General features: G+C 45.3%; 12 protein-coding genes. All 12 read right to left on the reverse strand.

Annotated elements, in window-relative coordinates:
- Positions 1-6: 6 nt before the first annotated feature.
- Positions 7-360, reverse strand: coding sequence for a 50S ribosomal protein L18 (gene rplR / locus F0261_RS05260; protein WP_014999707.1), 354 nt, complete (start codon positions 358-360; stop codon positions 7-9).
- Between the two features lie 12 nt (positions 361-372).
- A complete protein-coding gene (rplF, locus tag F0261_RS05265; protein WP_014950909.1) occupies positions 373-906 on the reverse strand; it encodes a 50S ribosomal protein L6 in 534 nt (177 codons plus the stop codon).
- Positions 907-919: 13 nt separating this feature from the next.
- Positions 920-1,312 (reverse strand): 30S ribosomal protein S8, encoded by a 393-nt coding sequence (rpsH, locus tag F0261_RS05270; RefSeq protein ID WP_012519224.1) that lies wholly within the window; start codon positions 1,310-1,312, stop codon positions 920-922.
- A 13-nt stretch (positions 1,313-1,325) separates the two neighbouring features.
- Positions 1,326-1,631: a 30S ribosomal protein S14 gene (rpsN, locus tag F0261_RS05275; RefSeq protein ID WP_014950910.1), complete on the reverse strand. Its 306-nt coding sequence runs from the start codon at positions 1,629-1,631 to the stop codon at positions 1,326-1,328.
- A 12-nt stretch (positions 1,632-1,643) separates the two neighbouring features.
- Positions 1,644-2,183, reverse strand: coding sequence for a 50S ribosomal protein L5 (gene rplE / locus F0261_RS05280; protein WP_014950911.1), 540 nt, complete (start codon positions 2,181-2,183; stop codon positions 1,644-1,646).
- Positions 2,184-2,200: 17 nt separating this feature from the next.
- On the reverse strand, positions 2,201-2,515 hold the full coding sequence (gene rplX, locus F0261_RS05285; RefSeq protein WP_014950912.1) for a 50S ribosomal protein L24: 315 nt from the start codon (positions 2,513-2,515) through the stop codon (positions 2,201-2,203).
- Positions 2,516-2,527: 12 nt separating this feature from the next.
- Positions 2,528-2,896: a 50S ribosomal protein L14 gene (gene rplN / locus F0261_RS05290; protein ID WP_012519228.1), complete on the reverse strand. Its 369-nt coding sequence runs from the start codon at positions 2,894-2,896 to the stop codon at positions 2,528-2,530.
- Between the two features lie 221 nt (positions 2,897-3,117).
- Positions 3,118-5,226 (reverse strand): GAF domain-containing hybrid sensor histidine kinase/response regulator, encoded by a 2,109-nt coding sequence (locus F0261_RS05295; RefSeq protein WP_171337398.1) that lies wholly within the window; start codon positions 5,224-5,226, stop codon positions 3,118-3,120.
- A gap of 132 nt (positions 5,227-5,358) precedes the next feature.
- On the reverse strand, positions 5,359-6,753 hold the full coding sequence (locus F0261_RS05300; protein WP_171337399.1) for a DUF4397 domain-containing protein: 1,395 nt from the start codon (positions 6,751-6,753) through the stop codon (positions 5,359-5,361).
- 373 nt (positions 6,754-7,126) lie between these two features.
- A complete protein-coding gene (locus tag F0261_RS05305) occupies positions 7,127-8,797 on the reverse strand; it encodes a S8 family serine peptidase (RefSeq protein ID WP_014999710.1) in 1,671 nt (556 codons plus the stop codon).
- Positions 8,798-9,312: 515 nt separating this feature from the next.
- Positions 9,313-10,053 (reverse strand): 23S rRNA (guanosine(2251)-2'-O)-methyltransferase RlmB, encoded by a 741-nt coding sequence (gene rlmB / locus F0261_RS05310; protein ID WP_014950916.1) that lies wholly within the window; start codon positions 10,051-10,053, stop codon positions 9,313-9,315.
- Positions 10,054-12,471: a ribonuclease R gene (gene rnr, locus F0261_RS05315; RefSeq protein WP_171337400.1), complete on the reverse strand. Its 2,418-nt coding sequence runs from the start codon at positions 12,469-12,471 to the stop codon at positions 10,054-10,056.
- Between the last annotated feature and the right edge of the window lie 136 nt (positions 12,472-12,607).

Below are 12,607 nucleotides of genomic sequence, written 5' to 3' on the forward strand. Positions count from 1 at the left end.
AAACTCCTAGAACTGAAGACCAGCTTCGCGAGCTGCATCAGCTAATGCTTTAACGCGACCGTGGTATTGGAAACCACTGCGATCGAAAGCCACTGTTTTAATGCCTTTCTCAAGAGCGCGCTCTGCGATTGCTTTACCGACTACCGTCGCTGCTTCAGCGTTACCTGTAGACTTAAGACCTTTTGCAAGATCTTTCTCAACAGTTGAAGCCGCTGCCAACACTTCAGAACCGCATGGAGCGATTAGCTGAGCGTAGATGTGGCGAGGTGTACGGTTAACTACCAAGCGATGCGCGGCCAGTTCACGAATTTTTGCTCGTGCGCGAGTTGCGCGACGAATGCGAGCTGTTTTCTTATCCATCGTATCACCCACCTACTTTTTCTTAGCTTCTTTACGACGTACGTGTTCGTCAGCGTAACGTACACCTTTACCTTTGTAAGGCTCTGGTGGACGGTAACCGCGAATGTTCGCCGCAACCTGACCAACCACCTGCTTATCGGCGCCTTTAACGACGATTTCAGTTTGGCTAGGAGTTTCAACCGTAATGCCTTCAGGCATTTCGTATGCTACAGGGTGAGAGAAACCTAGTGTAAGGTTTAGTTTGTTACCTTGTGCTTGTGCACGGTAACCAACACCTAACAACTGAAGTTTTTTCTCAAAACCTTCTGAAACACCTTGAACCATTGCGTTAAGGATAGAGCGCGCAGTACCAGCCTGTGCCCAACCGTCAACAAAGCCTTCACGTGGAAGTGCTTTAAGTTGGTTCTCTTCCTGTGCAACTTCTACAGCGTCATTGAAAACGCGGGTCAAAGTGCCTTTACTACCTTTAACAGTAACTTCTTGACCAGAGATAGAAACTTCTACACCTGATACAACGTCTACTGGGGCTTTTGCTATACGTGACATTTCAACTCCTCCGTTATGCTACATAACCGATGATCTCACCGCCCATGCCAGCGTTACGCGCTGCACGGTCAGTCATCACACCTTTAGAAGTCGACACGATAGCTACGCCTAAACCACCCATAACCTTTGGAAGCTCATCTTTTTTCTTATAGATGCGCAGACCAGGACGGCTTACACGTTCGATAGTGTCAATTACTTGCTTGCCTTCGAAGTACTTAAGCGTAACTTCTAAAACAGGCTTAACGTCACCAGAAGCAGCGAAGTCAGTAATATAACCTTCAGCTTTCAATACTTCACAGATTGCAACGCGAAGTTTTGAAGAAGGCATAGTTACAGAAACTTTCTGTGCCATCTGGCCGTTACGGATGCGGGTAAACATATCCGCGATAGGATCTTGCATGCTCATTATCAGCTACTCCTTACCAGCTGGCTTTCTTAAGGCCAGGGACTTCACCGCGCATCGCTGCTTCGCGAAGCTTAATACGGCTAAGACCGAATTTGCGTAGGTAACCATGTGGACGACCAGTAACACGGCAACGGTTACGTTGACGAGACTTACTAGAGTCACGTGGCAGTTGTTGTAGCTTCAGAACAGCGTCCCAACGCTCATCTTCAGAAGCGTTAACATCGCTGATAATCGCTTTAAGTGCGGCGCGCTTTTCAGCATACTTAGCTACTAGCTTAGTACGCTTAGCTTCACGTGCCTTCATTGATTCTTTTGCCATAACCCTACACCCCTACTTTTTGAATGGGAAGTTAAACGCGTCCAGCAGAGCACGTGCTTCTTCATTTGTATTCGCACTGGTAGTGATAGTGATATCCATACCGCGAACCTTATCCACTTTATCGAAATCGATTTCAGGGAAAATGATTTGCTCACGCACGCCCATGCTGTAGTTACCACGTCCGTCGAATGATTTAGGATTCAAACCACGGAAGTCGCGAACACGTGGGATAGCGATTGAAATCAAACGCTCTAGGAATTCCCACATACGCTCGCCGCGTAGGGTTACTTTACAGCCAATCGGATAACCTTCACGGATTTTAAAACCCGCTACTGATTTTCTAGCAACTGTAACAACAGGCTTCTGACCGGCGATAGCCGTCATGTCAGCTTGAGCATTCTCAAGTACCTTTTTGTCAGCAACTGCTTCACCTAAACCCATGTTTAGAGTGATTTTTTCAATCCGAGGGACTTGCATGACGCTTTTGTATCCGAACTGCTTAGCAAGTTCAGCTACTACTGTTTCTTTATAGAAATCATGCAGTTTCGCCATCGTACTCTCCAATATAATTAAACAAGTTCGCCGTTAGACTTGAAGAAACGTACTTTCTTCTCATCTTCGAAACGGAAACCAACGCGATCTGCTTTGCCCGTTGCCGGGTTAACAATCGCAACATTAGAAACGTGAATAGAAGCTTCTTTCTCAACGATGCCACCAGCTACGCCCAATTGTGGGTTTGGCTTAGTGTGCTTCTTGACAAGATTTACACCTTCTACAATTACACGGTTATCAGCAATAAGCACTTTAAGGACTTTGCCTTGTTTGCCTTTGTCTTTACCCGCTAATACGACTACTTCATCATCACGACGAATTTTATTAGCCATTATCGTGACTCCTTATAGTACCTCTGGGGCCAATGAGATGATTTTCATGAAGTTTTCACTTCTCAACTCACGGGTAACCGGGCCAAAGATACGCGTACCAATTGGTTGCTTGTTTGCATTAAGCATAACAGCCGCGTTACCGTCAAAACGGATGGTAGAACCATCTGCACGACGAACGCCTTTTCTAGTACGCACCACCACTGCGTTCAGTACGTCACCTTTTTTAACTTTACCGCGAGGAATTGCTTCCTTAACAGTAACTTTGATGATGTCACCGATACCTGCATAACGGCGATGCGAGCCACCAAGAACCTTAATACACTGAACCCTGCGAGCGCCGCTGTTATCTGCAACGTCCAGGTTAGTTTGCATTTGGATCATGTTAGTGCTCCGCTCTTAAATTAAGACTCTCCCGAGTCGTTAGTGCTGCTAAAAAACAACTGGATATCGTTGCTTTTATGTACATACCCCCATAAAAAGGGCGCGAAATAATAACAGAAAACTTTTCGAAGTGATAGCGGTAAATTGAATTATTTTTAAACTATGTGGGCAATAAAAAAGCCCCGACTAAAAGCCGGGGCTGATAACCACGTCATAGGTTATCAAGCAGGATCTTTTAGGCGATTTTCATTGCTAACAAGCTGCTTACTCAAATGCTTATAAATACATTCTTTCAACCGACTTACACCAACAGGTTTTGATATGAAGTCGTCCATGCCCGATTTCAAGCATTTTTCTTTGTCACCAGTTAATGCGTTGGCGGTTAACGCTATAATGGGGACGTCGCGAGTCTCTTCTCCCATTGCTCTTATATGTCGCGTCGCCTCCAGCCCGTCCATAACAGGCATATGACAGTCCATTAAAATAATAGCGTAGGGCGAATTTTCTTTTAAAGAAGCTTTAACTTTATTTACCGCCTCTTCGCCGTTTTCGGCTAAGTCGGCAGATAGCCCCACCTCTTTTAGCTGCTCTTTAATTACCAGCTGGTTTATTTCATTGTCTTCTACGATTAGTGCTTTAAATGCACTCAACTCTTTTCTTGAAGGAATGTAGACAGGGTCAAAACCACAAGCTTTTTCAGCGACCGCCCCCGCATTTGCATTGTCTAGCATTAAACTAACAATGAATCGCGACCCCACACCAATTTCGCTGCTAACTTCTATCTTGCCGTCATAGTGCTTAACAATCTGACTAACAATTGCTAAACCTAAGCCTGTGCCACCGTATCTACGCTGTATTGAACTCTCCGCTTGAACAAACGGCGAAAAGATTAACTGTTGTTGTTGCTTGCTGATGCCAACACCTGTGTCAGTAACAATTAATTTAACTTTAAACCGCCCTTTACCATACGGTGTACATTGAGTATCTACCGTTACCTTACCCTCTTTCGTAAATTTAATCGCATTGTTCAATAAATTGATAAAGATTTGTCCAATTCTTAGTTTGTCCGCAATAAACGTCTTTCCTTCAATTCCCTTTGTGCTCACGAAAAGTTCGAGACCTTTTTCTAGAGCCAGCCTACTAAACATAGGCACTTGCTCTTCTATTGTGTCAGCAAGGTTGGTAGGTGATTCTTCAAAAGACATATCGCCAGAGTCTATTTTAGAGAAATCGAGGATATCGTTAACAATGTTGAGCAATGACTCAGCGCTTCGCATTGCAATACTCGCATGCTCGAACTGCTTGGAGTTAAGAGATGTACTCATCAGTGCCTCAAGCATGCCTTGCACGCCATGAATAGGCGTTCTAATCTCATGGCTCATATTGGCGAGAAATTCACTTCGTGCCTTCAAGGCACTTTCTGCCAAATCGGTTTTTTGTTGTAACACGGCTTTATCTAAGTACAGCTGCGTAATATCAACGGTGGCACCAATGACCTTAACGCAACGGTCATTTTCCATCACGGGATGAGCTCTACTTTGTAACCAACGGGTTTCTCCTGCATCGGTGCGAACTTCCAGTTCATAGGAAAAGTCTTCACCCGTTTTAATTATTTGATTAAATCGTTCTACATAGGCGGCGCGCTGTTCGTCATCTACGATGAATCTGATCACGTCTTCTGGCTTAACCACCTTTTCCCCGTGTATATGCAACATGCGCTTTAAGGCACCTGACCAAATTAATGCTCCGGTATCTAAGTTCAGCTCCCATGTACCCACTCCAGCTAGATTGGTTACCTGGTGCAGTAATGAATTTCTTTCTTCTAATATCGCTTTTTGCGCATTGAGATTATTTATCGCTTGTTGTCGCTCTAACTCGTTGCCGATCCAGGAAGCGACCAACAGTAGATAATCCATTTCTAAGGGCGTGAAAGGCGCCTCTCGTGGCTTGAGAGATGAGAAGTTGACTGTTCCGAAGAATTCACCATGCACTCTTACTGGGGAAGCGAGGTAGCTTTTCAACGTATATTTTTCAAAGCATGGATGGGACGCCCCCGGTGATGTGTTTATATTGTGATACGCCACCACAGCATCATTTTTAACGACATCTGCACAATAGGTATCAGGCAGTGCAAATGTGGCTTCTAGTGATATGTCATTGTCAGGTGTAACAACACTAAGAACACGGTAACTATCGCCCTGAACATTACTTACAATCCCTGTTTCCAACCCGAGTATCTCCGTGCCTATGCTTAGCAAGCTCTCGAGCTTTTTATCAAATGGAAGAGCTTTATCATTTGATATGGTTTGTAAATCTTTAATGATACTCATGAGGATTTTCGGCCTCCCAGACAGCAAGTAAAAAGGCCAACGTTATTAACGTTGACCTTTTAAACTTAAGTGAAATATTCGCAGATGGAAGTTTTCACTCTTATCAATTAGTCTAATAGATAGACTAAGCGATTAATAAAGCACATTAATTTCATAACCTGTTGGTGTATCTGCCGGTTCAACCGTAACTATGTAGTTTTCTTCCTCTGTAAAACCGAATAACGCCGTTCTATCAAGCAGCACTTGTTCCTCGTTATCATCTTCGTATACGGCTATCACTTCATAGTAATCCGAAGGCAATACTTCACTGGTACTTTCAGCAAATTCTAGGTTCTGCACATCGTACTCTGCGGTATCGATAGTTTCGTCATTTCTAACTAAATAGAAGTCCACATCATCGAAATCACTAACCAGGTTAATGAAGTTAACCGTTTTATCGTAGGCCTGAGGCAAACCGCTTTCCACGAAGGTCGCGGCACCAAGTTTATTGTTGGTGTTGTATATGAGAATAGCCTTGCTCTCGCCCTGATTAAGCGTAATTAGCTTGTTGCTTAGTGACGTCACTGTTCCTGATGGGTCCGTTACCGTTACGCGATAATCGCCATAGCGGATAGTGCTGAATTGCGATAATTCACCGGCAGCGAGGGTAAAACTTACGTCTTCTTCGTTAGTATTTCCGCCAAAGGTAACCTGAAGTTCTGCGTCAAGGTTGGTTGAGTTATAAATACGATATTGAGAATCTGCTTCCACATCGGTAAGCGCCGTTACTGAAGAGGAGTTTAAGATTGTGTCTACCACCAGCCCATCTTGGATTGCCCCACTTACGTCACGAAGTGTCATCAAGTATTCAGTTTCGTACACAAAATCGATAGTTTGTGACTCGAACACAACTTCGTCACTTCCAGGTTCGGTCAGGTAAATGGTGTACTCACCTTCATCGAAATAGTCACTGTCGTCATCCGCGTCCCAGTAATCAAATTCAATCATGTCTCCTGTTGTAACCGTGCCAAGGAAGTTGGCTGCTTCAAACGGGTCGCCAGACTCACTCATGTAGAAATCATAAGAAGATTCATCTACTGCTACCGACAAAGCGAATAGGCGGAAGTGATCTTCCAATGTTTCGCGCTTATAAGCATAGGTGGTAAACACGGGGTTACTAAAGTCACCACTCATAACAACAATGGTCTTATAACCGGTTTTTAAGTTAACGGTAATCTCGTCAATAAATACTTCTTGGTCGTCTGAATCAGTTCGAATGAACTCGAGTTCTAATTCTCCATCATCCATAGAGTACATTGACGTAGTGTCACCAAATTGAGCAGAGCCAAAGCTATCGCCATCAACTTCGCGCATTTCTACGTTGGCCCCGTTAGGTGAAGCGTTGTAAAACTGTATGTAAGCATATGAATAGTCTGAGCTACTGCTGTCTGAGCCACCACATGCGGTGAGCCCAAGCAGTGCAATAAGCCCTATTACTATTGCTCGAAACCCTGTTCCTTTAAGCAAAGATTGAGAGGTCAATTGCATAAATTGAATGTCCTTTGACGTTGTTTTTAGTTGGATAAAGCCTGCACTTAAGCTATTAGGCACATGTACAGTGTGCTGTCTTGGCACGCACAATACAGCGATATGGCTACGTGAATAGCGCTTAGTTCAGGGCTTTACGCCATCTTTGCAAAGCTGACCTTTCTTTATAGAAAATTGACATTCAAGGGAAGAAACGAAGCGGGTATAAATTGCTGCTGTGCGGTTGGCATAATCACGTTGGAGTACGTTTACTTGTTGATTGCATTACACTCTCCAAAATGAGTTTGAAACGTGCAACGTTATTTAGGATGGGTCACGGAAATAAAAAAAGCCTGCTTACGCAGGCTTTGACAATGTCTAAAGACGGGAGAACTTATTCATACGAATAAGACAATGTCACACCGCTGTAGGTCGAATATGCACGAATACCAATGTGCCATGTACCTGCCGCTGGCGCGTCAAATGTACATACTTCGTTGTTGCCATTTTGATAAGGGCGACAATCGTAGCTATTAGTCTGAGGTTGAGATCCAAACTTCACATAAAGGTCTGCGTCGCCTGAGCCACCCGCAGTACTGATGGTCATTTGCGTTACGCCCTCTGGAATAGTCCATGTGTAACGATCCCAGCTACCCCGAGAACCTGAAAGACCAGTTAGCTGACCTGATACTGGCTCTACGCCTGGCTCAGAACCGCCACCGCCACCAGTGCCACCACCCGCACATCCGTTGGTGTTAAGGTAGTTGTAAGCATCAGCCAGCTGCATTAAACCGTAGCCATAGAAGTTATCGCGACCTGCGCTACCTTTATCTTTAGCCGTTGCGTTAAGTGCACTACGAATTTGGTTATTTGAACACTGCGGGAAGTAGCTCCAGACCAGCGCTGCACCACCAGCAACGTGCGGAGTAGCCATTGAGGTACCGCTTAGCGATGCATAGGTGTTAGTCGGATAAGTAGACTGAACTGCACTACCTGGCGCCGCAATTTCAACTTGATCGTTGTACTGGCTGTAGCTTGCACGGTTTTCGCTTGAATCTACCGCTGCTACCGACATTACCGCATCGTATGAAGCTGGGTAGGATTTGGCGCTGTTACCGTCGTTACCAGCCGCCGCAACTAACAACATGCCTGCATCAGTGAAGCTTTGCATTGCATTACGCTCGGTGGTAGATGAACTGCCGCCACCTAAGCTCATGTTAACTACGTTTGAACCGGCGTCCTGACACTGCGTGATAGCATCGATAAGGTCAGACGCATAAGTCCACTGGCCGCTGTCGTTAAAGATTTTAACGATATGCATGTTCACACCGGGATATACACCAACAACCCCTTCGTTGTTATCGTATGCCGCAATAGTACCCGCTACGTGAGTACCGTGGCCGTTACCATCGTTATACCAGTTACCCACAGCGCTGTTGTTCGCTTGACCGGTAACGCCGTCGTTTGTGCCAGGCAGATCTGGGTGACCTAGGTTGTAACCAGTATCAATGATACATACTTTGCGAGCCGTGGTATCTGACTGTGCAAACTGATTCGCCTGAACCATGGTGTAGCCGTAAGGTGTAGTTTGCGCCATAGGCTTACGACGAACATCCACCTCGATGCTTTCTACGTTAGGGTTTTTGCGAAGTTTGTTTAGTGCAGACTTGCTCATGGTAGCGGCAACCATTTTGTGCTTTTTAAGCTCTTTCTTGATTGCACCGCCGGCTTTAATAACTTCAGATTTAGCAGATGCGATATCGAAAGGCTTTTTACCTTTTGAGTTAGCACTTGCGATTTGACCTTTCCCTTTCAATGCACTCACTTCAACCGTTTCAGTGGTCATCTCATCTTTAAATTTGATGATATAACGCTCTTGGTCAGCAGTAACAAGACGATCGACAGTCAATCGCTTACCTAGTGCTTGTTTAAGGGTTTGAGGTTTTTCTTCAACTTTAACCAGGCCTTCGCCCGCTGCCATTGCAGAATTACCCATTAAGCCAAGTGATACAGCTAGAGCAGCTGCTGTTAGACATGTGTGTTTCTTATTTAATTTTGAGTTCAAAATTTATTTCCTGTTTTATCTGTCTTATTAACTTCAACACTGTTTTATTCCGTGCTTTTGAAGCTATTTGTTATTAAGTGACATACAGGTATAACCATTACCTCATACGAAAAGCTCATCCATGACAACCGACGCAACTGCGTTGCAACGACCTACCCGTTTGTCAGGTATATAGACAAATGGTATTACCAAATTATCTACAAAGCTCATATTAGGCGGCGAATCAGGCAGTTGAGTATATTGCCCTAACCCTGGTGAGCATTTTTAATACCTTTAAAAATGCACAAAAAAGCAACACAACTTACGAAAGCCGCGCACAATGTATGCTATGAGCCAATTCATGGTAGGAATAAAAAACTATAATTAACATTAATTTTACAAACTCAAATGTAACAAAATATTAAGCGCTTTATAGCAATGCTTAAAAATAAAAAAGCGCGTACTAAATAGCACACGCTTTTTTAAAAACTAACTAGGGTTTACACGCTTAGCGCATCAACCCGAACAATATGAAATTACAAACTTCGTTGTCTCACAATCTCGTATAGGCAAACACCCGTAGCTACCGACACGTTCAAACTTGTCACGCTGCCAGCCATAGGAAGCTTCACCAACTCATCACACGTTTCTTTAGTAAGCCTACGCATGCCTTTACCTTCAGCCCCCATAACTAGCGCTGTTGGGCCTTTTAGATCTACATCGTAAAGGGTTTTGTCGGTTTCACCCGCGGTGCCTACAATCCATAGCCCTTTATCTTGAAGGTGCTTCAAGGTTCTGGCCAGGTTCGTGATTTGAATAAGTGGAACCACTTCAGCGGCACCACAGGCCACCTTTCTTACTGTGCCGTTTAAGCTTGCTGATTTATCCTTCGGTACTACTACCGCGTGCACCCCTGCTCCATCGGCAGTACGCAAGCACGCACCTAGATTATGCGGGTCGGTTACACCGTCTAATACCAAAATTAAAGGCTGCGCTTCGCTTTCTAAAATTTTGTCCAAATCGGCTTCATCTAGCACGCGTGCGGGTTTTGCTCTTGCTACCACGCCTTGGTGTTGTTCGCCGCTCACTTTGTCATCTAGCGCCTTGCGCTGACAAAACTGAACTGAAATACCGAAACGACGGGCTTGGTTAACAATGTTAGTTAGGCGCTCGTCATTGCGACCTTTTAACACTAACACTTCCATTACACGCTCGGGCTCTTTTTCAAGTACCGACTGCATGGCATGTAAACCGTATAACCATTCTTGCTGCGCCATTTAACGCTTACCTCTTTTATTCAATGACAGTGTTTTGCCGCTGCTACCGCCTTTTGCGCTGCCGCGACTTGACGATTTTCCACCGCTACGACTAGACGAGCTTGAGCCGCCTTTACCTTTGCTCCCTTTCTTGTCAGATCGCGAGCCTTTGCCTGTGCTTGGTTTGTTATCAAAGCGTGCAGGTTTGTCTGAAGCCTTTTTGGCAGACCTCACCTTTACCTTCTTACCCTTAGTGCCGCGCAGCATAGACTTATCGAGTAATAAATCAATCTTTCTTTCATCCAGATTTACTGCCGCTACAGTCACTTCTACCGTATCGCCAAGTCTAAACTGGCGATGACCCGACTCACCGACCAACGCTTGTTTAACGTCGTCATAGTGATAATAGTCATCATCTAGGGATGTTATATGCACTAAACCGTCGATGTGGTATTCGGTAAGACGTATAAATAAGCCAAAGTTTGTCACCGAGCTGACTACACCTTCAAAAGTATCGCCGACGTGGTCGAGCATAAACTCGCACTTAAGCCAGTCTGCCACGTCACGGGTTGCGTCGTCCGCGCGACGTTCTGTCATAGAACACTGTTCGCCTAACTGTTCAATTTCTTCAACGGTGTAATTTTTCGCGCCACTTACCGCTTTTTTGCCTTGCTGTTTGGCAATAATGCCTTTCAATGCACGGTGCACCACTAAGTCTGGATAACGACGTATCGGTGACGTGAAGTGCGCATAGGCTTCTAGCGCCAAACCAAAGTGACCTACGTTGTCACCATCGTACACCGCTTGTTTCATGGAGCGCAGCAGCATGGTTTGAATAAGCTCTTCGTCTACTCGACCGCGAGTTTTAAGCACCACATCGGTAAATGCGGCTGGCTCAGCATCTTCAACAATGCGATGAGGAATGCCAATCTCACTTAAGTAGCTGGTAAATGCAGTAAGCCTGTCGGCGTCTGGTTTGTCGTGCACACGATATAGCGCTGGCGCTTCATGCTTTTCTAACATCAACGCCGCACTCACGTTTGCCATGATCATGCACTCTTCAATAAGCTTATGCGCATCGTTACGCACCAGCGGCACAATATTTTCAATCTTGCGCTGGGCGTTGAATACGAACTTCACTTCTTGGGTTTCAAACTCAATGGCTCCGCGCTTGGCACGGGCTTTTTTAAGCGCACGGTACAAGTCGTGAAGATTGCGTAGATGAGGTACATGAGGCTCGTAACGCTGATGAAGTTCTTTATCGCCCTGCAGAATATTCCACACTTTGGTGTAGGTTAAACGGGCGTGCGAGTTCATTACCGCTTCGTAAAACTGGAATTCTTCTAGTTTACCATTTGCACTGATGGTCATTTCACACACCATACATAGGCGGTCGACTTCAGGGTTTAGTGAACACAAGCCGTTTGACAGTACTTCTGGCAACATAGGAATTACTTGGTCAGGGAAATAGACCGAGTTACCGCGCTGCTGTGCTTCATCATCAAGAGCGGAGCCTGTTCTTACATAGTGACTTACATCGGCAATGGCTACCCATAGCTGCCAGCCACCATCGTCGAGCGGTTCGCAATATACCGCGTCGTCGAAGTCGCGGGCGTCTTCACCGTCAATGGTAACAAGCGGAAGCTGGCGCAAGTCTATGCGACCTTCTTTGGCTTCTTCGGGCACTTGGTCAGTTAGCTTTTCCACTTGCTTGGTTACGCCTTTAGGCCACTGATGTGGAATATCAAACGTACGAAGCGCCATTTCTATTTCCATACCTGGTGCCATGTGCTCGCCAAGTACTTCAACAATTTTACCCACCGGGCTCATTTTACGGCGCGGACGCTGGGTAAGCTCTACCACGACCACTTGCCCCATTCGGGCACCGTGCGTGCTTTCTGGTGGAATGACAATTTCGTGCTGCAAACGGCTGTCATCTGGCACGACCATGCCAAAACCTTGTTCAACAAAGTAGCGTCCAACAATAGGCTCGCTGCGAGGCTCAATGACTTGTGTTACAAATGCTTCTTTTCTTCCTCGGCGATCGGTACCACTGATACGCGCTTCTACCACATCATCGTGAAGGAACAGATTCATTTGCCCTGCACTGATAAATAAGTCACCGCTTTTGTCTTCAGGACGCAAGAAGCCGTAACCGTCACGGTGACCAATAATTCGGCCTTGAATGAGCTCTTCACGGTTTTGAAGTATGTATTTTTTCTGTTTGGTGAATTGTACCTGCCCTTCGCGCTCCATAGCACGCAGTCGGCGCTGAATTCCAATTCGCGCTTCTTCGTCGAAGGCGTTCACCAAGTTGCAGATATCAAGAAACGACAACGGCTTGTCGTGTTCTTTTAATAAGCTCATCAAATATTCGCGGCTGGCTACCGGATTTTCGTACTTCTCTTTCTCGCGCTGATAATGCGGATCATCACTCATGTATTTTAAATTTACCTTTCGTATTTTGTTCACAATGTTTTCGTTCGTGGCTTAGTTACTCAAAGCGCTATAGAAAACTTGGATATGATTTCTTAGACACACAAACCATATTTGGTTCATGTGGTTATTTGCTGCA

The organism is Alteromonas sp. 07-89-2 (genome assembly GCF_013113925.1).
GTDB lineage: Bacteria > Pseudomonadota > Gammaproteobacteria > Enterobacterales > Alteromonadaceae > Alteromonas > Alteromonas macleodii.